The organism is Lacinutrix cladophorae (assembly GCF_053604645.1).
On record NZ_JBSHNR010000121.1, the window covers coordinates 224123 to 247371 of the forward strand.

At 30.7% G+C, this 23249-nt stretch carries 19 protein-coding genes; 3 read left to right on the forward strand and 16 right to left on the reverse strand.

What is annotated here, in order from left to right:
* Genes rfbA through ACVC3Y_RS14065 form a run of 6 tightly spaced genes read right to left on the reverse strand, consistent with a single transcriptional unit; the run spans position 1 to position 7085 of the window.
* Positions 1 to 858 carry a glucose-1-phosphate thymidylyltransferase RfbA gene (gene rfbA, locus ACVC3Y_RS14040; protein WP_303421456.1) on the reverse strand — a complete coding sequence of 286 codons (858 nt, stop codon included), beginning with the start codon at positions 856 to 858 and terminating at the stop codon, positions 1 to 3.
* Complete coding sequence (gene rfbB / locus ACVC3Y_RS14045; protein ID WP_452227223.1) at positions 855 to 1874, reverse strand: dTDP-glucose 4,6-dehydratase; 1020 nt, start codon at positions 1872 to 1874, stop codon at positions 855 to 857. The genes rfbA and rfbB overlap by 4 nt, the downstream gene beginning before the upstream one ends.
* Positions 1875 to 1876: 2 nt before the next feature.
* Positions 1877 to 2986 (reverse strand): hypothetical protein, encoded by a 1110-nt coding sequence (locus tag ACVC3Y_RS14050; protein WP_452227224.1) that lies wholly within the window; start codon positions 2984 to 2986, stop codon positions 1877 to 1879.
* Positions 2987 to 2995: 9 nt separating this feature from the next.
* The gene (locus ACVC3Y_RS14055; protein ID WP_452227225.1) at positions 2996 to 4684 is read right to left on the reverse strand and encodes a DUF6909 family protein; all 1689 of its coding nucleotides are present in this window, start codon (positions 4682 to 4684) and stop codon (positions 2996 to 2998) included.
* A 28-nt stretch (positions 4685 to 4712) separates the two neighbouring features.
* Positions 4713 to 6215 carry a GH3 auxin-responsive promoter family protein gene (locus ACVC3Y_RS14060; protein WP_452227226.1) on the reverse strand — a complete coding sequence of 501 codons (1503 nt, stop codon included), beginning with the start codon at positions 6213 to 6215 and terminating at the stop codon, positions 4713 to 4715.
* Positions 6216 to 7085, reverse strand: coding sequence for a M23 family metallopeptidase (locus tag ACVC3Y_RS14065; protein WP_452227227.1), 870 nt, complete (start codon positions 7083 to 7085; stop codon positions 6216 to 6218).
* Positions 7086 to 7212: 127 nt separating this feature from the next.
* On the opposite strand from ACVC3Y_RS14065, the gene ACVC3Y_RS14070 reads away from it, so the two are divergent.
* Entirely contained in the window at positions 7213 to 7383 is a 171-nt protein-coding gene (locus tag ACVC3Y_RS14070; protein WP_452227228.1) for a Sec-independent protein translocase subunit TatA/TatB, read from the forward strand.
* A 67-nt stretch (positions 7384 to 7450) separates the two neighbouring features.
* Here the strand turns inward: ACVC3Y_RS14070 and ACVC3Y_RS14075 are convergent, their stop codons facing one another.
* From ACVC3Y_RS14075 to ACVC3Y_RS14090, 4 genes are all read right to left on the reverse strand, one after another.
* Positions 7451 to 8431: a DUF4837 family protein gene (locus tag ACVC3Y_RS14075; protein ID WP_303421441.1), complete on the reverse strand. Its 981-nt coding sequence runs from the start codon at positions 8429 to 8431 to the stop codon at positions 7451 to 7453.
* Between the two features lie 23 nt (positions 8432 to 8454).
* Positions 8455 to 10044 (reverse strand): LysM peptidoglycan-binding domain-containing protein, encoded by a 1590-nt coding sequence (locus tag ACVC3Y_RS14080; protein ID WP_452227229.1) that lies wholly within the window; start codon positions 10042 to 10044, stop codon positions 8455 to 8457.
* Between the two features lie 80 nt (positions 10045 to 10124).
* Entirely contained in the window at positions 10125 to 11312 is a 1188-nt protein-coding gene (locus tag ACVC3Y_RS14085; protein ID WP_452227230.1) for a phosphoglycerate kinase, read from the reverse strand.
* 102 nt (positions 11313 to 11414) lie between these two features.
* Positions 11415 to 12632, reverse strand: coding sequence for a hypothetical protein (locus tag ACVC3Y_RS14090; RefSeq protein WP_452227231.1), 1218 nt, complete (start codon positions 12630 to 12632; stop codon positions 11415 to 11417).
* 182 nt (positions 12633 to 12814) lie between these two features.
* Between ACVC3Y_RS14090 and ACVC3Y_RS14095 the strand changes: the two genes are divergently transcribed.
* Positions 12815 to 13972, forward strand: a complete 1158-nt coding sequence (locus ACVC3Y_RS14095) for a DNA polymerase III subunit (protein ID WP_303421433.1) — start codon at positions 12815 to 12817, stop codon at positions 13970 to 13972.
* Between the two features lie 32 nt (positions 13973 to 14004).
* Here the strand turns inward: ACVC3Y_RS14095 and ACVC3Y_RS14100 are convergent, their stop codons facing one another.
* From ACVC3Y_RS14100 to ACVC3Y_RS14125, 6 genes are all read right to left on the reverse strand, one after another.
* On the reverse strand, positions 14005 to 14514 hold the full coding sequence (locus ACVC3Y_RS14100; RefSeq protein WP_452227232.1) for an OmpH family outer membrane protein: 510 nt from the start codon (positions 14512 to 14514) through the stop codon (positions 14005 to 14007).
* A 210-nt stretch (positions 14515 to 14724) separates the two neighbouring features.
* Positions 14725 to 15576 carry a class I SAM-dependent methyltransferase gene (locus ACVC3Y_RS14105; protein ID WP_303421429.1) on the reverse strand — a complete coding sequence of 284 codons (852 nt, stop codon included), beginning with the start codon at positions 15574 to 15576 and terminating at the stop codon, positions 14725 to 14727.
* A gap of 77 nt (positions 15577 to 15653) precedes the next feature.
* The gene (locus tag ACVC3Y_RS14110) at positions 15654 to 16142 is read right to left on the reverse strand and encodes a hypothetical protein (protein WP_303421428.1); all 489 of its coding nucleotides are present in this window, start codon (positions 16140 to 16142) and stop codon (positions 15654 to 15656) included.
* A gap of 73 nt (positions 16143 to 16215) precedes the next feature.
* Positions 16216 to 18087: a tRNA uridine-5-carboxymethylaminomethyl(34) synthesis enzyme MnmG gene (gene mnmG, locus ACVC3Y_RS14115; protein ID WP_303421426.1), complete on the reverse strand. Its 1872-nt coding sequence runs from the start codon at positions 18085 to 18087 to the stop codon at positions 16216 to 16218.
* Positions 18088 to 18191: 104 nt separating this feature from the next.
* On the reverse strand, positions 18192 to 18608 hold the full coding sequence (ybeY, locus tag ACVC3Y_RS14120; protein ID WP_303421424.1) for an rRNA maturation RNase YbeY: 417 nt from the start codon (positions 18606 to 18608) through the stop codon (positions 18192 to 18194).
* Entirely contained in the window at positions 18601 to 22014 is a 3414-nt protein-coding gene (locus ACVC3Y_RS14125) for a hypothetical protein (protein ID WP_452227233.1), read from the reverse strand. Before ACVC3Y_RS14125 ends, ybeY begins: the two co-directional genes overlap by 8 nt.
* Before the next feature lie 133 nt (positions 22015 to 22147).
* Here ACVC3Y_RS14125 and ACVC3Y_RS14130 point away from each other — a divergent pair, with 133 nt between their 5' ends.
* On the forward strand, positions 22148 to 23191 hold the full coding sequence (locus ACVC3Y_RS14130; protein WP_452227234.1) for an alkane 1-monooxygenase: 1044 nt from the start codon (positions 22148 to 22150) through the stop codon (positions 23189 to 23191).
* The last annotated feature ends 58 nt before the right edge of the window (positions 23192 to 23249 follow it).

Below are 23249 nucleotides of genomic sequence, written 5' to 3' on the forward strand. Positions count from 1 at the left end.
TTAGATTAGTTGTTGTAAATATAAGCCATAACCACTTTTAAGTAAAGGAGCAGCTAACGCTAGGAGTTCTTGTTTATTAATATATCCCATTTTATAGGCTGTTTCTTCTATACAACCTATTTTTAATCCTTGTCGCTCTTCAATAACTTGAACAAACTGTGATGCTTGCATTAAGGAATTAAAGGTACCTGTATCTAACCAGGCTGTTCCTTTATCCAGTATTTGCACACTTAACTTTTCTTGTTTTAAATATGCTTTATTAACATCAGTAATTTCTAATTCACCTCTAGGACTAGGCTTTATATTTTTAGCAATTTCTATAACTGTATTGTCGTAAAAATAAATTCCTGGTACTGCGTAATTAGATTTTGGTTCGCTAGGTTTTTCTTCAATTGAAATTGCTTTATTATTTTCATCAAACTCTACCACACCATAACGTTTTGGGTCTTGAACATGATAGGCGAAAATAACACCTCCAGTTGGGTTACTAGTTGCTTTTAATGTTTGCTCTAATCCAGAACCATAAAAAATATTATCTCCTAAAATAAGTGCAACGCTATCTTTACCAATAAAATCTTCTCCAATAATAAATGCTTCGGCTAAACCGTTTGGTTGTTCTTGAACGGCATACTTAAAGGTACATCCGTAGTCACTACCGTCGCCTAACAGTTCTTTAAATCTTCCTGCTTCTTTAGAGGTTGAAATAATTAAAACTTCGTTTATTCCTGCCGACATTAAAGTAGTAAGTGGGTAATATATCATGGGTTTATCATAAACAGGCATAAGCTGCTTACTTACCACTTTTGTAAGCGGGTGTAACCTAGTTCCAGAACCTCCTGCTAGTATTATTCCTTTCATGCTTTAATGTACTTTTTAAGATACCAGTTTATTGTTTTTTTAATCCCTGATTCAAAATTTTCATTGGCTTTCCAATCTAATTCTTTTTGAATTTTTGATGCATCTATTGCATATCTAAAATCGTGTCCCGGTCTATCTTTTACAAATGTTATTAATTCTTTATATGATTTTTGTTTAGGTAAAACCGTATCCAAAACTTCACAAATGGTGTTTGCAATATATATATTATCTCTCTCATTCTTACCACCAATATTATACGTTTCTCCTGCTTTACCTTTTTTATATACTAAGTCGATACCTTTACAATGATCTAAAACATATAACCAATCTCTTATATTTTTACCATTGCCATAAATTGGAATATTTTCCCCTTGAATAGCTTTTCTAATTATAGTAGGAATAAGTTTTTCGTCATGTTGTTTTGGTCCATAATTATTAGAACAATTGGTGGTAACCACATTCATTCCAAAAGTATGAAAGTAACTTCTTACGATAAAATCTGAAGAAGCTTTAGATGCGCTATAAGGACTATTTGGTGCATATGGTGTTTGCTCTGTAAACAAACCTGTTTCTCCTAGCGTACCATAAACCTCATCTGTTGAGATGTGAAGAAATCTATTATTAGTGCAACCTTCATTTACTTTATTTGGGGCTTGCATCCAATGGTTTTTAGCTACGTCTAATAATGTAAATGTACCTAAAACATTAGTACTAATAAATGCTTCGGGTTTTTCAATGGAGTTGTCTACATGTGATTCTGCAGCAAAATGTATAACGCCGTTAAAATTATAAATGTTAAATAGTTTTTCAATTAAAGCTCTATCACAAATATCTCCTTTAACAAAAGAATAATTTTTATTGTTTTCTACTTCAATTAAATTAGAAAGCTTACCTGCATAGGTAAGCTTGTCTAAATTTATAATTTTTGCTGTTGGATTCTCTTCTAAATAATAAGTAATAAAATTAGAGCCAATAAAGCCTGCTCCTCCACTTACTAATATAGTACTATTGGTCATGCCTAAGATTCTAATAGGTTTTCTTTGTTCCCGTATTTATCGATTAAATTATAAACACCAAGTTCTTTGAAAAAGAAAAAGAGTAAAACTAAAAGACCAGCTAATACGGTTGCTTTCATTTTGTTTTTTTTATAAAAATTAATGATTAAAGTTGGTTGTGTAAAATTAGATTGTAATTCAATAATTTCTTTTCTTGCTACTATTTCTTTTTGTAATCCTACTATTTCTTGTTTTTTAGAATTTTGTAAATTAAAAACTTCGAACTCTCGTGTATTAATTCTATCCTTATTATTAGCTAAGTTAAGGTTTATAGTTGCTTGATCTTGTTTTTGTGGATCTGCTGAATTACCATAATAATTTTGCATCAAATTAATATACTTCTTCATTAGGGTGTCTGACTCTGTAATTATTTCATTATTAGTTTTGATTTGATTTTCAAAATCTGAAATTTCGGTTTCTTTTATCTCTTTAAAGTATTCATTTTCTCTAAAAACATTTACAATCGAATTCGCTAAACCATCAAAAGCATCAGGGTTAAGTGCGTGAACTGTAATTAGTTGCGTTTCAATAAGCTCCATTGGGTACTCGTCTTCAAATTCATAAAAAGACACGTAGATTGTAGAATCCACTTCTTTAAAGAACTCATGATATTCATGGTATAACTGATTTTTTGTGATACTACTACTCACATCAAATCCAGTAATCTTTGCAGCCACCTCTGGTCGAATATTTAATTCTTTACTTAAACTTATTGAGTCATTATTTCTTGCGATTAAATTATACCTACTAATATGGTTATATAGCAGCTTTCCAGTTTCATAATTTTGATTCACTAATATGGAAGATTGGTAAACAGGAATCGATCTTTTGTCTAAAACTGTAAATACAACATAAGTTAATATAGCGGCGATACCAATTTTAATAAATTGTTTTTTTACAATACTAATTGCAAAAAGGAAAAGAACTGCAATTTTCTTAATAAGCCAACCTAGGGCTTGAAATAGTTTTACAAAAAGGTTTCCTATTTTTTTAAACACTTTTTCTATGTATAAAAAAATCTGGCCTAAATCTACTTCTTCTGTAGTGTTTGCATTTGGTAATTTATCACTCATAATAATTTACTAATTAAATATTTGTTGTAAAATTTTTCTTGTTATTAAATAGGTTGGTTTAACACCAGAAGTTCCTAAACCTCCAGAAGCTAAAGTACCTCCTGTTTCTAGAGGGTTATCACTTGCATAATAAGCATAACGTACTTTTACATCTTCGTTTATACTACCTCTTACTTTGGATGCTGCTTGAATCGCCTTTTGGTAATGTGCACCTTCCATTTCTAGACCAATAACATTCCAAGTAGAACTATAAAAGAACTTTAAAATATCTTTATTTTGTAATGAGGTTCCTAAAACGGTTATCATAGACCCTTCAAATATTTTTAAACCTTGACCTTCTAGGTCAGATTTGCATAACTCATTTTTAAAAGGATAGTTATCTGCTGTACCTTCAAAAATATGTGCAGAAGGTATCATAATATCCCCTTTTCCTCCTTCTAAAATACCTGCTTTTCCCATAATTGAAATAGAGTCTACATGTAAATGCGTTTTCTTTCCGTTAGGTTTATAGGGTTTTAATAACTCATCAATAGTTTCATAAGCTTGTTCACCAAAAGCATAATCCATTACAATTATAATTGGCTTATCTGCTTTTAGTTTATCTATATTAACATCTAAGTCTATTTTAGAAAAATCAATTTTTGCTGTATCAAAAATCTGCACATTAATATTTGTACCCGATGTATCTTCTACATACAGCATTCCTTTTTGCAACGCTTCTTTTGTTACTTTATTACGTAAATCTTTATTGTCTTTATGACTAATTGCTTCATATACTTCAAAAATATCATTTTTAGAAGCTAAAGATTTAAGTGCATTTGGAGCAAAAAGAGTATTCATAACACTGTGCATATTTGCACTAATTACATGAATTGGTCTTTCTAGCAATTCATTTTTACTTAAAATTGCTTTTATATTATTTGCCCAAATTTCTCCATGAATATGGTGCCCTAGACGTTCTCTTAAAACAGGGCTAAAAGTAATGGTTCTTTTGTTGTTTTTTACAACTTCTTCAATAGCTAATTTACCTAACCAATATACGATATGTAATAAACGTTCTGGTTGTGTTGGTATTGCAAAATCGGAATATACTTCTTTTAGTTCATTAAAAGTTCTTCCTAGAATATTTGCAGTATGCGTTATTGCTATTTCACGTTCTTGTTGCGTAAGTTTCTTTTTGGTCGTTACTGCTTTTTCAAGCTTAATCCAATCTCGGGTAGTAGCTCCATTTTCATCAATTAAAACGCGTTTGCTAATCTTATGTGACTCAACAAAAAGAAAAGTAAGATGCGTAAGTATATCATAAATTTCTGAGCGACCACGAGTAATCTCAATGTTCATTTGCTCATCATCTATTCGATAACAATTACGTCTTCTTTTGGGTGGAATTATAGCTTTAAAATGAGAATTTGCATAGCCTTCATCACTTGTTAAATTAATGAATGTGCATTCTTCTATTCCTTCCGGCAATCGATCTACTACATAAAGAAGACCTTCAAGTTCTGCTTTCTCATCACCAATAGACCCATAAATTTCTGGTCTTAGTAATAATAAAGCTTCCCTTAATGTTTCTCCAGAAACACCCATTGGCTTATAAAAACCACGATTAAACAGGTGCCTCATTGTAATATACATGCGTTCTATAGCATTTGAACTCTCTTGAGCTCTCGTTCTTGCATGATGTTTTTTATTACTCATATACTGTATTTAACCCGCAAATATAATATTATTTAGTGAGATTTAATGTTTCTAAATCATCAACTAATTTTCTGTCATTAGATAGACGAGGTAATTTATTTTGTCCCCCTAGTTTACCTATAGATTTCATATACTCTTGAAATCCATCTTTTTTAACTAAAGTAATTTTTAATTGTTGTAAAACCTTACCTTCTACTAAGTCGAAATAATAGCTGTTCTGTTTTTGTAAAGATGCATCTATTTTTTGCGCTAAAGCGGAAATGTTTTTTGGTTCTTTTTCGAATTCAATAAACCATTCATGGTAGGGTAAACCTTGTGTTGGACTAATTTGAGGTGCTACTGAAAACTCTGTAACTTGAACATCACTATCGACTAAAGCTTCTTGTAATGCTTGTTCAACTTCTTTACCAATTACATGTTCTCCAAAAGCAGAAATAAAATGTTTTATTCGTCCTGAAACAATTACTCTATATGGTTTTGTGGATGTAAACTGAATAGTATCTCCTATATTATATCCCCAAAGTCCTGCGTTTGTAGAAATAATCATAACGTAGTTTACATTTATTTCTACATCTTTTATAGTAATTCTTTCAGGGTTTGGGCTGAAAAAATCATCTACTTTAATAAACTCATAAAAAATCCCTGAGTTTAACTGTAACAACATTCCTTTTATGTTTTGCTTGTCTTGGTATGCAAAAAAGCCTTCACTTGCTGGATAGAGTTCAATACTATCTACTTTTCTTCCTATTAAGCTTTCAAATTTTGCTCTGTATGGTTCGTAATTTACACCTCCAAAAATAAATAAATTGAAGTTTTTAAAAATATCACCAACCTTTTTTCCTGTCTTCTCCTGGAGTTTTTCAAAATACATTTGTACCCAAGATGGTATGCCAGAAATAATAGTCATGTTTTCTGGTAACGTTTCATCTACAATAGCATTTACTTTGGTTTCCCAATCTTCAATACAGTTCGTTTTTAATGAAGGCATTCTGTTTTTTTGAAGATATTTTGGTACGTAGTGCGCTACGATTCCCGAGAGTCTTCCTAATTGTATTCCGTTTTGTGTTTCAAGAACTGGAGAACCTTGAAGAAAAATCATCTTGCCATCTACAAATTTAGCATTTCCTGTTTCATGAATATACATTAAAATAGCGTTTCTTGCTGCTTCGACATGAGTTGGCATGCTTTCTTTAGTAATCGGGATATATTTTGCGCCAGAAGTAGTTCCTGAGGTTTTAGCGAAGTAAATTGGTTTGCCTTTCCAAAGAATATTTTCTTCTCCTGCAACAACCCTTTCAACATATGGTTTTAAGTCTTCATAATCTCTAACTGGAACGCGTTTAGTAAAGTCTTCATGATTATTAATACTAACAAAATCATGGTCTTGACCAAACTGTGTTGTTGTTGCATCAATAATTAACTTTTGAAACACTTTACTTTGTGTTTCCACAGGATTATTAGCCCATTTTTGGATGGACTTATATACTCGTTTTGCAAATGGTTTTGCTAAGGCTGCTTTTAATGATAGCATTTATTCAAAATCTATAAAGTTGGTTGGGTTAATTGGGTAACCATCACTCCAAAGTTCAAAATGTAAGTGTGGGCCTGTTGTAAGTTCTCCTGTGTTACCAGACATAGCGATAACCTCTCCTGCTTTAACTAAATCTCCTTGTTCTTTATTTAAAGATGCATTGTGTTTGTATACAGAAATTAATCCATGGCTATGTTCTACAATAATTACTTGTCCTGTTTTAGTAGTCCATTCTGCAAAAATAACAATACCATCGGCTGTTGCTTTTATTGGTGTGTCTTTTGCCACAACAATATCTACGGCATAATGTTTTTCTTTGGCATTATAATTTTCTGTAATGGCGCCATTTGCAGGTGGAAATAAGACAAAGCTTGCATTAGATGTTGCAGATTCAAAAAGGTTATACTTATCTTCTTTATCTACTTTCTCGCGTAGTAGGGAATCTTCTTTGATTGGAGCAAGGTCTATTTCGCTAACATCTAACTTTGCCGATTCTATAATCGAATCTCTATTAAAGTCGACACTACTTAACTCACCATGTAAAACTTTTTTTATGGAAGAAAAATAACGTTCGTTAACCGCTATAACTTTTTCTAAAGAATCTGTTTTATGATTTAAAATAGTGGCTTTCTTTTTTAAAGCTGTTGAAGAGTAACCTGGTATATATTCTTTTAAAGGTGTAAATGCTATAAATATGGTTGTTGCTGTAATTAATAATATAGAAGAGATAGCTAACAAAACAAAAACATTAAGCCTTGTTAGTTTAAAAGATAAGCGTTCTTCAAAAGTATCTTCGTTAAGTATTACTAGTCTATACTTGTGAAGTAGCTTTTTTGCTATTTTTTTTTCTTTTTTCTTTTTTCTTTTCATACTAAAAACAAAAGTATATAAATTTACAAAGTCTTAGTTTAATATTATACTAAAGTTAGGGTTAAAACGAAAATATTAAACTTTAATTATTAACTTTGCTTTAAATTTAAAGATTATGATTTTAAATATGACACCTCTTTTTATAGGTTGGCCACAAGTAGTATTAATTGCCGTTGTTATTTTACTTATTTTTGGTGGTAAAAAAATACCAGAACTTATGCGTGGTCTTGGTAGTGGAATTAAAGAATTTAAAGATGCTACAGGTAAAGAAGAGGAAGAAGAAAGCAAAAAAGAATAACAATTCTTTTAGATAAAAAAAACCAACGCGATGCGTTGGTTTTTTTGTTTTATAAAATAGTTGAAGCTTATTCTATTTTTATAGATTTAACAATAGCTTCAAGCTCAAATATATAATCTCTTTTAGAAACGGATGGTGCAAAAGCAAAGCCTTCTACAACTAAATAACGCTGATTTACTTTATCTTCTATCATATAGTTTACAAATGGTCCAGACATGAATGCGTTTTTCATATCCCAAATCCCTTTGGTTTCCAAAGTGGTTTTATTATCTATAATTGTTTCCGATAAATAAGGTGTATATGCGTTTTCAGTTATCATATACGCACCATCTGGTGAACCGTGAATGTGCTTTTCACCTATAGAGTCTCTAATTTTTATTATTTGATTAATTAAACTGTCATTCTTTTTAAGTGCTTTATATGGTAATTCATATAATACTAAATTAGTAGTTCCTGTAGTAATATCTTTACGAATCCAATAAAAATTATCTTCTTCTTTAGCAATTCTATATGCTGTTGGGAAATTTATTGTTATCCCTAATTTTTCTTTAATTGCGTTATCTTTATGAAGGGATAAGTTAATTCTTCTTTGTTTTTCTTTTAGCTCTTCGTTTTTAAATGCAGAAACAATTTTATCTGCATTATCTTTAATTTGTTTAACAATTTCAGCATTTGTTTTTCCGGTTATTAAAACCACTTTTTGAGGCTTTGCATATACGTCGCTTGCTATTTTTACAGAAGCTTCTTCAGATCCTTTTTCTATTTTTAAAACGGTTCTGTTCCTGGTTACAAAATCGGAAAATACTTGTGGTGGTATTTGTGCCATTGTAAAAATAGGCTCGTCTTGTGGTAAACCATAAATTGGTGCAGCAAGCACATCTCTAATAGCTTCTCCAACACTACCATCCCAAAGATCATTATTAACAACAACAGAAATGTTATTAAGTGTTCCAGAAGATGCTGAAACGATTCTTTTATTTGATTTTTTCGAATCATTACAAGAAGTAAAGAATAGTATTAGTACTGCAATACAAAGAAAATTACGCATAATTGTTAGTTTTTATAGAAGTTTTAGCCTTTCGATACTACAAGCCTCATTCCTGGTTTTAAATTGTTACCACTAATATCGTTCCAATCTCTAATATTTTGAATAGAAATACCTGGGAATTTTTGAGAAATACTCCAAAGGGAATCTCCGCTTTTTACCATGTAGGTTGTTGCATTGGGAGGAACTGTCTTTTTATTCTGCTTATTAGGAGTGCTTTTTGTGGTTGCAGCTGTGTTTCTTGGATAAATAGTTAAGCGTTGTCCTATTTTAAGATTATTGCTTCGTAAGCCATTCCATTGTTTTAATTGACTAACGCGAACACCAAATTTTCTTGCAATTTTCCCGAGGTAATCCCCACTTTGTACTTTGTACCTTGTTTTACTTTCTGCATTAAAAAATTGTGGTAATTGTTTTTCTCGTTTATCAAATTCAGCTTTAGTCATTGCATAAAAAGCTTCTTCATTATTTACAAACTTTCCAATAACATCTCTTGGTAAACGTAAGGTATAGTTTTCACCTTTTACAACTGGAATAATATCTAGTTTGTATGAAGGGTTTAAAAACTGTAATTTTTCTATTTGTACACCAGTTGCTTCACCAACTTGATCTAAGGTAATCATATGTTTTACACGCACTGTATCTGTTTCTATGTACTGAAACTCTGGTTTTACAGGTTTAAATCCGTGTTCTTCAGCAAACTCAAAGATATACATAGTTGCTAAAAATGCAGGAACATAACCTGCTGTTTCCCTTGGAAGATTATGGCGAATATTCCAATAGTTTTCATAACCACCAGAACGTCTTATTGCTTTACTTACATTTCCTGGGCCAGAATTGTATGCTGCTAAAGCAAGATCCCAATCGCCAAAAATTTCATACAGTTTAGATAAATATTTAGATGCGGCTTCTGTTGATTTAATAGGATCGCTACGTTCGTCTACATAAGAGCTTACATCTAATCCATATTGTTTTCCCGTTGCAAACATAAATTGCCATAAACCGGTTGCTCCAACTCTAGATCTTGCTCTTGGTTTAAGTGCAGATTCTACGATAGCGAGATATTTCATCTCTAACGGGATGTTATAATTATCTAATTCGCGTTCGAACATTGGAAAATAATAATGTCCTAATCCCATTAATTTTTCAAAAGATTTTCTTCTGTTTTTTAAAAAGGACTTGATAACACTTTCTAAAGATGGGTTATATTCTACATTAAAAGGGGTTCTAGCATTAAGTTCTGCTAGTCTTGATTTTAGTAACTCTGTAGATAATTCAGGATAATAAACATCTTTATAATCTAGTTCACTAACCGTTCTATAAATAGTATCAAACAAAGAGGTGCTATATAATTCTTGTAGCCATTTATCATCAATTTCAGCTGCATGATCATTATCTAAAAGTGTTGTATTAAGATCTAATTGTTCTACAACTTTTATTTCTTTTTTATAGTAAGCTTGACCATCAATTATAGTGTCTATTATATAATTTTTTCCTGCTTCTAATTGTTGTTCTGTAAGCCTTGGATTTTCTATAGCAACTTGTAAAGTGTCTTGTGCTTGTAGCATGGTAAGACCTAAAAAATATACAAAGAAAAAGAGTTTTTGTAACTGCATAGTTATGTGTTTAGCGTCTTATTTAAACGTATAAGATACTAAATTCGTGTTTTATAATTAAAAATGTTTTCTGCTTTATACTATTCTAAAATAGCAGCAATTCCTGGAAGCGTTTTCCCTTCAAGACTTTCTAGCATTGCTCCTCCTCCTGTACTTACATAGCTTACTTTATTTTCGAATCCGAATTGCTTTACAGCAGCAACAGAATCTCCTCCTCCAACTAGTGAAAATGCTCCGTTTTTTGTGGCTTTTGCAATAGAATCTCCTAAAGCAATGGTTCCTGTAGCAAAGTTTTCCATTTCAAAAACTCCTAAAGGACCATTCCAAAGTATGGTTTTACATTGTAATACGACATCGTTAAATATTTGTTTCGATTTTGGTCCACAATCTAAACCTTGCCAGCCTTCTGGAATATCTGTAATATCACAAACTTGAGTATCTGCATCGTTGCTAAAAGCATTTGCTGCTAACACATCTACTGGAATATGTACCTGCACTCCTTTTTCTTTTGCTTGCTTTAATATTTCTAAAGCTAATGGCATTTTGTCGTCTTCGCAAATGGAATCTCCTACTTTTCCTCCTTGTGCTTTAATAAAAGTAAAGCTCATTCCTCCACCAACAATTAGATGGTCTACTTTATCTAAGATGTTTTCAATGATTGTAATTTTTGAAGATACTTTTGCTCCACCTAAAATAGCTAAAACTGGTTTTTCTCCAGATTCCATTACTTTATTTATGCTTTCTATCTCTTGAGCTAATAAATAGCCGAAACATTTATTTTTAGGGAAAAATTGAGCAACAACAGTTGTAGAAGCATGTGCACGATGCGCAGTACCAAAAGCGTCATTTACATAAATATCTCCTAGTTTTGAAAGTTTTTCGGCAAAGTCTTTATCTCCAGAAGTTTCTTCTGAATGAAAACGTAAATTTTCTAATAATAAGATTTCCCCTGGCTTTAAATTTTTAGCAGCTTCTTCTGCTTCTGCACCAACACAATTAGAAACAAATTTTGTTTCAACACCTATTATTTCTTCTATTTTATTTGCAATATGACTTAAAGAAAACTCGTCTTGAGCTCCTTTTGGTCTTCCTAAATGCGACATTAAAATACAGCTTCCTCCGTCTTCTAAAACTTTAATAATAGTTGGTTTTGCAGAAAGTATTCTGGTAGCATCTGTAACTTGAAATTTTTCATTTAATGGTACATTAAAATCTACTCTAATTAATGCTTTTTGGTCTTTAAAGTTGAAGTCGTTTAGTGTTTTCATTTTCGTTATATATATAAATTGCGCATATTATTCTAAAGGCTAAAGGTCTTTAAAATAAATAATATGCGCAATTTTTTTATTCCTCTAATATTTTAGAGTAGTTTACTCTTCGTCTTCAACATTACCAACAACAGGTTTTGCTTCTTTTAAAACATCTCCAGAAACCAATATATTGATATTATCTAAGTTATTCTCTAGGTAACAGCTTTCACTAATATTTGTTTGAAATGCAGTAAAAAAAAGATAAAAACGATCTGCTTTAGTAGATACATTAAAATCTAATTCGGTTTGATTGTTATCTAAAAGTGTATTGTTTGTGTTTGGTATATTAAATGATACGAGATCAAATCCTAAAGTGTTTTCACTTTTAGGAAGTCTTTCGGTTACATGTTCCTCATTATTTGTTATGCTACTATTAAAAAAATTTGTTTCAGGTCGTAAACCTGTACTCATATTAACAAATTGCTTTTCTTTTTCACTAAAAATGGAACACTTATCTGTTTTTAATTTAGCATCTCCCTCAATTGCAGCCATAGTAATTGTAGCGTTAATTTCGCCAAATTCTGGAGTTTTAAAATTATTGAAATTAATATCTAAAGGCTTTTTATTTAAAAGCGACAATCCGTGAAAAGTTCTAATATATTTGGGCGTGTCGTCTTCTTTTTCATAAACTACATATAAAACCCAACCAGCTGAGCTACCACCTGTAATAACCCCTTCTGTAGCTCTCACATTAGCTACTGTATAATTTCCATTTATGGTATTATTTTGCAATAAAGAAGTTACATCTGCATAACAAACATAGGGTGAATTTGCGGCAAAAAACTTTTTTTCATGCCCGTCAAAAACAATTTCTCCTTTAATCTTTTTGTATCCTTGATTTGGGGTTTTAAATTTTATAGAATGAAAGGTCGTATCACGTTCTCCTTTTCCTTTCACCAACATTTTATTGTTTACTTTTTTATATTGTCCTTTTTTAAATCCATATGTAGCACTCCAATACAAGGCAGCATACTTAACTTTACTAATGTTTTTGGGTAATTGTAAATGTGCAGAACTAGAACTAAATGTAGAGAACTCGTTATCAATATCTACATATTTCATTTCTACTCTATCGTTAATTAAACCTATTTCATTATAATCTTGAGTAGCGTGTTCGCTTAAAATATTATTTCCTATAGCGATGGCACTCCCTTGAATATAAAACTCTTTTTGAGTGGTTAAAGCTTGTTCTTGAGCAGGTTTTATATCCTGACTTTTTTGTGCATTTATAGAAAACACAATAAGTACAGTAAAACTGAATTTAAGTAGGTTTTTCATTTTTGGGAAATGATTTGGGGCTCAAATATAATAATAATAAAACACTTTATCTGTGTTTTGTGTATTTAATCGTTGTTTTATTGGTTTTAGAGAAGGGATTATAGGGCAGAATTTTACTTATTTCTTTAAAATTGGACTTTGCTTTTAGTTTTCCTTTTAAGTATATAAACTATATTTGCTGTATGCTTTTTAGTGATATTTTAGGACAAGAACATATAAAAAACCATTTAACACAAAGTGTGGATAATGGTAGAATTGCACACGCACAATTATTTGTAGGCCCGGAAGGTTCTGGAACTTTACCAATGGCTATTGCTTATGCACAATACATTTTATGTGCGAATACAAATAAAGAAAACAACAACGGAAACGCAGCTTGTAATCTTAAGTTTAACAACCTTTCGCATCCAGATTTACATTTTGCTTTTCCTGTAACTACAAGTGATAAAGTAAAGAGTAAACCAGTTTCTAGTTTTTACTTAGAAGAATGGAGGCAATTGCTAAAAGAACAACCGTATGGTAATTTATTTGATTGGTACAAACTACTTGGCGTAGATAATAAGCAAGGACAGATTGGTGTTGAAGAAGCACTACAAGTTGTTAAATCACTTGCTTTAAAATCTTACGAAGGTGGTTATAAAGTGATGTTAATTTGGATGGCAGAAAAAATGAATACTGCTGCTGCAAACAAACTTCTTAAACTGATTGAAGAACCACCAAACAAAACGATTTTTATTCTTATTGCTGAAGACGAAGAACAAATAATTAATACTATTAGATCCCGTTGCCAAATTTTGCACTTCCCGCCTTTAGCCGAGATGGATGTAAAACAAGGCTTAATAAATCAATATAATTTACAAGATGCTGTAGCAACAAAAATTGCACATCAAGCGAATGGAAATTACAATAAAGCTTGCGATTTAGTATATCAAGATAGTGAAGACATACAATTTGAAACTTGGTTTATTTTCTGGATAAGAAGCGCATTTAAAGCCAAAGGAAATAAGGCTGCTATTCACGATTTAATTTCTTGGAGCGAAGAAATTGCAAAAACAGGAAGAGAAACACAAAAACAATTTTTAAACTTCTGTATCGATTTTTTTAGGCAAGCACTTTTGTTGAATTACAATGCAAAAGAACTAGTATATTTTGAACCTAAAACCGAAAAATTTAAACTAGAAAATTTTGCTCCTTTTATTCATGGAAATAATATTTTAGAAATTTCTAATGAACTTCAAGATGCTATTTATCATATAGAACGTAATGGAAATTCGAAAATAATCCTTACCGATTTATCTATAAAATTAACAAGGTTAATACATAAAAAAAGTCAAGCATAAGCTTGACTTTTTTTATAAATAAAATGTTTAAATTACTTTGTGTATGTAGCATTTAAAGCCTCAGTAACCTCTTTAGTAATATCATTAGTATCACTACCATACATTACACTTCCAGCTTCATTTTTCCCTAAAATGTAAGTGTAGTTATTTTTCTTACCATAATCGGTAACAAAATCTTTTACTTTAACAAGAGCAGAATCTATAGCTACTTGAAATTCTTGCTGCATTGCTTGTTGTTGCATTTGAATTTGCTGTTGTAACATTTGTTGTTTTTGTCCTAATTGTTGCTCTGTTTCTTGTCTTTTTTTAGTGGACATTTTTGCTCCATTCATTTGGTAGTTTTGAACTTCTTTTTGAAAAGCCATTCCAATACTATCTGTATCTTTTTTAAACAAACTATCTTTTACTTTAAATTTTGCTTCAATGTCTATTTTACCTTGATAGTCATTTATTAACTCTCCATTATCTATAAAAGCAATTTTTTGTTGCTCACAAGAAGTAAAAACGAAAACGGTTACAAGTGCTAAAATTATTTTTTTCATGTTATCTGATTTATTTTTTTAATCAGCGCAAATGTAAAAAAAGCAAAGGAATATTATTATATAAAAATTATTTATAAAAAATACGAAAACAATAGTTTACAACTATTAAAAACAGATTAAAATAAAGCGTTTTAAGCCTCTTTTATGAATTTTAAGCACAAAGAGTTGTTTGTGACTCTAAAAATGTAACAATTAAGGTTAAAAGAAGATTTAACCGTTTTTAATCACATAAATTAAGGAAGAATACTCTTTAGAACGTTTCGCTTTGCGATTGGAAAGAAAACCAATCCAAAAAGCTTTAATCGGATTCATAAAACCAGATTTGTATTTTTCGGAAAGTAAGCTCACATAATACGCATCAAATTGCATAGGAAGTATTTTTATCACTTTCATATTTTCTTTCGCAAAAAGAGAAACAATAGAATCTTGATTAAAGTGCCAAAGGTGTCTTGGTACATCTAAGGCTGCCCAAAAATTTTTATAATGTTTTGCATCATAACTTTTATAATTAGGTACAGCTACTATTAAAACTCCGTTTTTTTTAAGTAAGCTTTTAAAAATAGAAATCTGATTTTCTAAATTTGGTAAATGCTCTAGAACATGCCAAAGTGTAATTACATTAAAGCTATGCTTTTTAAATTTTTGTAATTGTTCTATTTCAAAAACATTATTTTCTGTTTTCTTATTTGCTATTTCTCTTGCTTGTTGGTTTGGTTCTATACCAGAAACTTGCCAATTATTTTGTTTGGAAACTTGTAAAAAATCTCCTGTACCACACCCAATGTCTAAAAGTTTTTTTTCTTCAAAGGAAAAAGAATTAATAAGTTTCAATTTTCGTTTTAAAGAAATACTTCTAACAAGATGATATACTTTTTCAAGTATATTTCTTTTCGCATCCGTGTGCGAAATATAATCTTCCGTTTTATAATATTCGGAAAGTTTTTCTGCTTTAGGTTGTGGACTCGTTTCTAAAAAACCAAATATTGGATTTTCTATTAATTCAAATGTTTCTCCAGAAACAGAATGATCTTTTACTTTTAAATGGATACGGTTTTCTTTCATTTAGAATAGACTCGAAAACAAATTCAGAAGAACAAATAAAAATGTTTTTTGTTAAATTATTTTAGTTTTCAAATATATTAATAAGCTTTAAAATCCATTCTAATTTCGTCTAAATATTTTGCTACAATATATCTATAAAAAGAATCTGTACTTAAAGCATCTTGATTATTTTCATCTTTTACAACCATATAAATGAATTGCTTTTTCTTTCCGTTTTTAACTAATTCGGGATCGTCATTTTTAAATATATAATCAGTAAAATCTAAATATGTACTTGTTTCTTCTTTGCTTAATATTCGAATTGTAAACGGTACATCTTCAATTTCTACATTAAATTCAGAGGAGGAAAAACCAGGAACATCATGAAAACGTTCGTACAAATACCTATCGAAAAAACGCCTGTCTTTATAAATTTGAAAACTAAAAACATTTTGACTTTTTAGGTCTTTGCCAACTTTTTTATTTCCCTCAATAATATGATATCCATTTATGTCTTGAACATTTTTCACAGGAATACATGAAACAAATAATGTTGTACACAAAACAAATAATACTCGTAATTTCATAATGCTTTTTAATATTTTTAGCTTCAATAAACAAGCCAAAAAACATCTATGTTCCACGTGGAACACTTTAAAACTATCTTCCCATATATACCAACAAAACGGAAATATCATTTGGTGAAACACCACTTATTCTAGATGCTTGGGCTATCGACGTTGGTTGTATGTTTTTAAGTTTTTCTCTAGCTTCTAAGCTCATAGATTTAATTTGAGAGTAATCAAAATTGTCAGGGATTTTTACATACTCTAACCTATTTAATTTATCTGCGTTTAGTTTTTCTTTGGCTATATATCCAGAATATTTGACTTGAATTTCGGTCTGCTCAATTATTTCATTATCTAAATTATTGTCTTGAATATAATTCTCAACTGCATCAAATTTCCTAACATCTTCTATAGTAATATTAGGTCTAGAAAAGAGCTTAAACATCTTATCTGATTGTTTCACAAGAGCAGAGTTTTTTGATTCTAAAACTGGATTAGCTTCTTTTGGTTGTACACTAGTGGTTCTAAAAAATTGAACAAACTTTTCAGCTTCTTCATGTTTTTCTTCCATACGCTTTAAACGTTTTTCACTAGCTAAACCCAGTTCAAATCCTTTAGGTGTTAATCTTAAATCTGCATTATCTTGACGTAATAAAGTTCTATATTCTGCTCGAGAAGTAAACATTCTATAAGGCTCTTCTGTTCCTTTTGTTATTAAATCATCTATCAAAACACCTATATATGCTTCATCTCTTTTTAAGGTAAAAGGATCTTTTTCACTAACTTTTAAACTAGCATTTATTCCAGCCATTAAACCTTGAGATGCGGCTTCTTCATAACCAGTTGTTCCATTAATTTGACCCGCAAAATATAGTCCTTCTACCAACTTTGTTTCTAAAGTATGCTTTAATTGTGTAGGTGGAAAATAATCGTATTCAATCGCATAACCGGGTCTGAAAAACTTAACATTTTCAAATCCGACAACTGAACGTAATGCCTTAAACTGAACATCTTCTGGCAATGAAGTAGAAAACCCATTAATATAATATTCAACAGTATTCCAACCTTCTGGTTCAACAAATAATTGATGTCTATCTTTATCTGCAAAGCGATTTATTTTGTCTTCGATGGACGGACAATATCTAGGCCCTAAACTTTTAATTCTTCCATTAAACATTGGTGAGCGATCGAAACCTTCACGAAGAAGATCATGTACTTTTTCACTTGTATAAGACATGTGACAAGAACGTTGATTAGTCAACGGCTTTGTAATATCTAAATAAGAGAATTTCTCAGGATTTAAATCTCCTGGTTGTTCTACCATTTTTGAAAAATCTAAAGATCGACCATCTACTCTTGGAGGTGTTCCTGTTTTCATTCTTCCAGATTCGAAACCTAATTCCACCAATTGCTCTGTAATACCAGTTGCTGCTTTTTCACCAGCTCTTCCACCTCCAAAATTCTTATCTCCTATATGAATTAATCCGTTTAAAAAAGTTCCATTGGTTAACACTACAGATTTACCTTTTACTTTTACTCCCAAAGAAGTTTGTACACCAACTACTTTATCATTTTCAACTAATAAACCAGAAACCATTTCTTGGTAAAAATCTAAGTTCTTCGTTTGTTCTAAAAGAAGTCTCCAATCTTCTGCAAAACGCATTCTGTCACTTTGTACTCTTGGACTCCACATTGCAGGTCCTTTAGATTTATTTAGCATTTTAAACTGAATAGCAGAAGTATCACTAACAATACCACTGTAACCACCAAGAGCATCAATTTCTCGTACAATTTGACCTTTTGCAATTCCTCCCATAGCAGGATTACAAGACATTTGTGCAATATTTTGTAGGTTCATGGTAATAAGCAAGGTTTTGCTTCCCATGTTTGCTGCTGCTGCTGCTGCTTCACTTCCTGCGTGACCAGCTCCAACAACTATAACATCATATAACTCGTTAAACATGTAATTATAAGTTTAAATATGTTCTTCGTTTGAAATAAAAATTGTTCCACGTGGAACACTTTTGTTTGTAAAATTAAAAAGCTTGCAAATATACAACGAAAGTTCTAAATACGTTCAAGTTGTTTTAAGTAGAAGTTTTCCTTGCTACGCATCTTTTTTGCTTCTTCTTCTGTTTTATCTTTATAACCACAGTAATGCAAAATACCATGAACAAGAACCCTTTGTAATTCTTCAGTAAAAGAAACCTTGAAATCGGATGCATTATCTATTACTCTTTCTGTTGAAATAAAAATATCACCCTGTAAGATTTTACCTACTGAATAATCAAAACTAATGATATCTGTTAAAGTATCATGATTTAAAAATTCAACATTTAATTTATGCAAGTAAGCATCATCACAAAAAATGTAATTTATTTCATCTTCTTTACAGTCTTCTGAAACTATTACGCTAGATATCCATGTAGCTAATTTTGTTTCATTTTCTAATATAAAATCGTTCTCGTAATTAAAACTAATCATTGTTTTTTTTAAAGTACTCTTGCACTTTCTTTTTATAAATTGGTTGCAAAGGTAAGCTTTGTCTATTTAATATTTCGGTAGTGTTAAAATATTGTTTTGCTGTAGGAATTTGATTGTTTGTTTTGTTATCAAATTGCTTTTGGTTGGTTTCCGATTCACGCTTTTCTTCTTGACCTTGTTGAAAAGTTGCTTGTTCTAATTTTAATAATTGATGTTTTAAATTTAACATTTTCTCCATCGTTTGATTCGTGAAACCTTTATTTAAAAGATCCATTTCAATCTGTTCCATTTGTTTCACTAGATTACTACCAACACCATTTTTTCCTTCTTTAGCTAATCTATCTTGCAATGCTTGACGTATTTGCTGTTGTTGTTGGTAAATTCTATATAGCTCTCCATTTAATTCTTCGCTATTACCTTCTCCTTCACCTTTCTTATCTCCACCTTCTTTACCCTTCCCTTCTTTGGCATCACCTTCTTTACCTGTTTTTCCTTCCTTTCCATTATCTCCTTCGCCGGCTTCTCCTTCTTTTCCTTCTTCCCCTTCTTTTCCTTTTTGCATCCCTTCTTGCATTTCTTTTGCAAGTTGTTCTTGGCTTTTTATTATGTCTGGAAGTCCGCCATCTCCTCCCTTACCTTCACCTGGTTTAGGATTTCCTTTACCCCCTTGCCCTTCACCATTCATTTGCATTTGCATATTATCTAATGCGTTACTTAGAAAATCTGCTAAATTATTTGCTGAAGTTATGGTATATTGTTGATTGGAAACCCCTTTATATATCTGATTTTCAGAAAACTGCACTAAAGATTTATCTATATTATAAAACACTTCTCCAATTTCTTTATTTACTTTCTCAGAAATTTTTGGTTGACGAAGCGATAGTGCAAATAAACTATCATCTATATGTGAGAAATGTTCTCTTAAATTATGTTGTTTACGCAAATAAGATGCGTATTTATTATGGTTTACCTCAATACTTTCAAACTGATTCATTAATCCTTCTTGGTTAAAAGAAAAAAGTACTAAGTTGTCTAGTATTTGGCGCAACATTTCGGCGTCCTCTGCCATTTGTTCTCCTCCAGAAGCCGCCATAGCAGCTTGCATTTGTTCGCTCATTTTTTTCATTTTCTGAGCTGCTTGCTTTTGTTTTTGCTTTGCTTGATTCTGGCTATTTTGTTTTTGTTGTTCTTCTTGACTTTGTTCTTTTTCTTCTAATTTATCGGAAGCTTCTTGTTGATCTTCTTTTACATTATCTTCCTCGTTTTTATTTCGATCTATTTTTTCCGGACGTTTTAATTCTTGGTTTTCTTTTTCAAGCGCATCCATTTCATTTTGAAATTTTTCAAACTCCTTATTTATTTCATCTTGTTTTTCTTTGGTATTATTTTCTGGAGTTTCCTCAGATAACTTTTCTTGCTTTTCTGCTAATTTTGCTAATTCTTGTTGTAACTTTTCTAATTTCTTTCCTATGTAATATTTTTTTGTAAGCTCTAGTAATTGTTCTAAACTTCTTTTCTGATTTTTATTTTGCTTCGCTAACTTTTCTAATTTCTCACTTAATTCTTCTTTGTCTAATTTTTCTCTCAATTTCTCAAGCTCCTCCAGCAGTTTCTCGTCTTTTTTAAGCTGTTCTTCATTTTCTTTTAAACGCTCTTTTAAATCGTCTTTAAATTGGTCATCTTTCTTTTCTTGCTGAAATTCTTCTAAATTATCCTTCAGTTTTTTATTAAAACTCTGCATCATCTCTTCTTGCTCTTTTTGGCGTTTCAAGAAATTATCCAGTTTACGTTTATCATTAAAATTAAGTTCTGTTTTTTCTTTTTGTGTTTTAGAAAGTTCTCGGAGTTCCTTTTCGCGTTCTTCGAACTTTTCTAAAGATTTATCTAAATCTTGAATGGTTTCGTTTTGTTCTTGTAATTGTTTTTGTTCTTCTTCCTCTTTGGTTAATTTTCTATAGGAAAAAACTTGGCTTTTTGTACGCTTATATTTTTGAATCGCATCGTTATCGAAAACCTCAAAATATATATCGTAACTAACACCTTCTGTAATTTCTAAATTATTTGGAAAGGCACTTATAAAATCCGACACGTTCGAATTAGAAATAGGAATTATTTCAAGCTTCTTATCCTTCTCTGTTTCCGAAGGATAATATACCAATTGCAATTTACTTAACCCATAATCATCACTAGCTTGACCATAAAAATATAGACTTTGCTGGTCTAAACTGTCTACACGCATTTCGATATTTAGTTCAGGGTATTCGTCTTTTATAACATCTATATTAAAAGCTAAGTTTTCGTAATCTTTTAGTTTAGAATTACTTGTGGTTAGATTGTATTTTAAAGTATTAAAAATACGTTTAGAAGCTTCGAAAACACCAGTCTTATTAGTGGTAAACACTAAAGTGTCTTTTGCATATAATTGTACTTGTTCTGTAGCATTGGTGTTTAATTTCCAAGTAATATTAGTTCCTTGAGGAACCACAGCATTTCCTGTACTCTTTAATGTTTCATCTCGCTTTTTAGTATGACTAGGATAGTCTAATATCATATCAAAACTAAGTAAGGTTGGCGCTTCAATTACTCGCAAAGTATAGGGTTTTGAAGTAACATTATTGGCAGAAAGCTGAAACGTAATATCCTTTTTTGGCTTTGGTAAATTATATTCAAAACTACCTATGGCTTTTTGCTGTAAAAAATAGGTTTCATTATTATATGTGATTTGTACATTTTCAGGTTGGATTGTACCTGCTGTTTTTACTAAGAGTTTAAAGTCTTTATTCTCTATTGCTTGCAAATTCTCATTCACAACAAAAAACTGAAAAGGAGCTGGTGGTTCGTATGCTGTTTTATAATTTACAACACGCTCATAACTATCACTAAACCAATCCAAACGTCCAGAAACAAAGGCTAAAAGAAGAATAAGCACTGGAATAGCTGCGTATTTTAAATACCTTGTATTCTTTTTAAAATTAACTGCTAACTTAAATGGAATAGGTTGTAATGTTTCCGATTTTTGTTCAATGCTTGCTAAAAGTAATTCCGATTGATTAGTTGTTTGATTTAATTGAAGTACATTGAGTAGTTTATCATTCACTTCAGGAAAATGTTGCCCTATTATTTTGGATGCATCTTCATAGTTTATTCCCTTTTGAAGCTTTAATAGCTTCGATAAAGGAATTGCAATAAATTTAGCAAACAACATCGCCTCAACAACTACAAATAACCAAAACAAGACGGTTCTTCCTGTAGAGCTTAACCATAAAAAATGCTCAATAAGTAAGGTTAATAAAAAATACAACAGACCAATACTAAAAAATAGAATGGTACCTTTAATGAGTTCATTAGTATAGTATTTTCTAATAAACGCTTCTAGTTTTGCTTGTATATTTTTAAAATTACTCAATGTATAGCCGTTTAACTTACTAAACTACAATAATAATTTAAACTATAAATGCCTAAATTTGGTAACATTCTGTTAATTCTAGTCTAGAATTAAAAGATTTCCACCTTCATGGAAACTAAAAACATAATTTTAAATGAAAGACCTTAAATATTTATTTGCATTTACGATTCCTTTAATGGCATTTATTGGCTTATATTTTAAAGGAATATATTCGTTTTTGGTTCCTGCTTATGCTTTTGTTTTATTGCCTATTTTTGAAATGATTTTTCCTGTAGATGAAAAAAATCTAGAAGATGAAGAAGTAGAAAACAAACTAAAAAATATTTTCTTCGACTGGTTGTTATATTTAAATATTCCTATTGTTTTTAGCTTACTTTTTTTAAGTTTAAAAACAATTACTTCACAAAATATTGAAACCTATGAATGGATTGGTTTAATGATTTCTTTAGGAATTGTTTTAGCAATTAACGGAATAAACGTAGCTCACGAACTTGGTCACAGACAAAGTACTAACGAACGTTTTCTTGGTAAAGCTTTACTGCTTCCTTCGTTATACATGCACTTTTATATAGAACATAATTTTGGACATCATTTACATGCAGCAACTCCAGAAGATCCAGCAACTGCAAGATATAACCAAAGTGTGTATTCTTTTTGGTTTACCTCAACTATTAGACAATATTTCAAGTCTTGGAAGATTCAAAAAACGCTTTTAAAAAATAAAAACCTTTCTTTTTTCTCTTTAAAAAACGACATGTTTTGGTACTCTATTATCCAGATAACGTATTTGGTTTTGGTGTATTTCTTTTTTTCTGCAACAGGATTACTTTTTGCTTTAGTATCTGGAATTGTTGGTTTTATTCTATTAGAAACAGTTAATTATATAGAGCATTATGGTTTGCTTCGTTTAAAAACAAAATCTGGTCGTTACGAACGTGTAAAACAAATTCACTCATGGAACTCCAACCACGTAATTGGCCGAATTGTACTATATGAACTCACTAGGCATAGCGACCATCATTATAAAACAAATAAAAAATATCAGATTTTAGATTGTCATGAAGAAAGTCCACAAATGCCATATGGATATCCAACTTCTATGCTTATTTCTTTGTTTCCTCCGCTTTGGTTTAAAATTATGAATAAACGGGTTCCACGTGAAATGATTTCATCTTAAAAAACTCTTTTGCTCTTTATTCTATTTTCTTTGTTCTTTATTCTTTGCTAGTCTATCT

What these genes read in the sequence shown, in the direction of transcription:
- ACVC3Y_RS14070 (WP_452227228.1), top strand. Translation starts at nt 7,213, where the DNA reads ATGACACCTCTTTTTATAGGTTGGCCACAAGTAGTATTAATTGCCGTT.
- ACVC3Y_RS14085 (WP_452227230.1), bottom strand. Translation starts at nt 11,312, where the DNA reads ATGAAAACACTAAACGACTTCAACTTTAAAGACCAAAAAGCATTAATT.
- ACVC3Y_RS14105 (WP_303421429.1), bottom strand. Translation starts at nt 15,576, where the DNA reads ATGAAAGAAAACCGTATCCATTTAAAAGTAAAAGATCATTCTGTTTCT.
- ACVC3Y_RS14075 (WP_303421441.1), bottom strand. Translation starts at nt 8,431, where the DNA reads ATGCGTAATTTTCTTTGTATTGCAGTACTAATACTATTCTTTACTTCT.
- ACVC3Y_RS14060 (WP_452227226.1), bottom strand. Translation starts at nt 6,215, where the DNA reads ATGCTATCATTAAAAGCAGCCTTAGCAAAACCATTTGCAAAACGAGTA.
- ACVC3Y_RS14110 (WP_303421428.1), bottom strand. Translation starts at nt 16,142, where the DNA reads ATGAAATTACGAGTATTATTTGTTTTGTGTACAACATTATTTGTTTCA.
- mnmG (WP_303421426.1), bottom strand. Translation starts at nt 18,087, where the DNA reads ATGTTTAACGAGTTATATGATGTTATAGTTGTTGGAGCTGGTCACGCA.
- ACVC3Y_RS14095 (WP_303421433.1), top strand. Translation starts at nt 12,815, where the DNA reads ATGCTTTTTAGTGATATTTTAGGACAAGAACATATAAAAAACCATTTA.
- rfbB (WP_452227223.1), bottom strand. Translation starts at nt 1,874, where the DNA reads ATGACCAATAGTACTATATTAGTAAGTGGAGGAGCAGGCTTTATTGGC.
- ybeY (WP_303421424.1), bottom strand. Translation starts at nt 18,608, where the DNA reads ATGATTAGTTTTAATTACGAGAACGATTTTATATTAGAAAATGAAACA.
- ACVC3Y_RS14065 (WP_452227227.1), bottom strand. Translation starts at nt 7,085, where the DNA reads ATGAAAAGAAAAAAGAAAAAAGAAAAAAAAATAGCAAAAAAGCTACTT.
- ACVC3Y_RS14090 (WP_452227231.1), bottom strand. Translation starts at nt 12,632, where the DNA reads ATGAAAAACCTACTTAAATTCAGTTTTACTGTACTTATTGTGTTTTCT.
- ACVC3Y_RS14050 (WP_452227224.1), bottom strand. Translation starts at nt 2,986, where the DNA reads ATGAGTGATAAATTACCAAATGCAAACACTACAGAAGAAGTAGATTTA.
- rfbA (WP_303421456.1), bottom strand. Translation starts at nt 858, where the DNA reads ATGAAAGGAATAATACTAGCAGGAGGTTCTGGAACTAGGTTACACCCG.
- ACVC3Y_RS14100 (WP_452227232.1), bottom strand. Translation starts at nt 14,514, where the DNA reads ATGAAAAAAATAATTTTAGCACTTGTAACCGTTTTCGTTTTTACTTCT.
- ACVC3Y_RS14055 (WP_452227225.1), bottom strand. Translation starts at nt 4,684, where the DNA reads ATGAGTAATAAAAAACATCATGCAAGAACGAGAGCTCAAGAGAGTTCA.
- ACVC3Y_RS14080 (WP_452227229.1), bottom strand. Translation starts at nt 10,044, where the DNA reads ATGCAGTTACAAAAACTCTTTTTCTTTGTATATTTTTTAGGTCTTACC.
- ACVC3Y_RS14130 (WP_452227234.1), top strand. Translation starts at nt 22,148, where the DNA reads ATGAAAGACCTTAAATATTTATTTGCATTTACGATTCCTTTAATGGCA.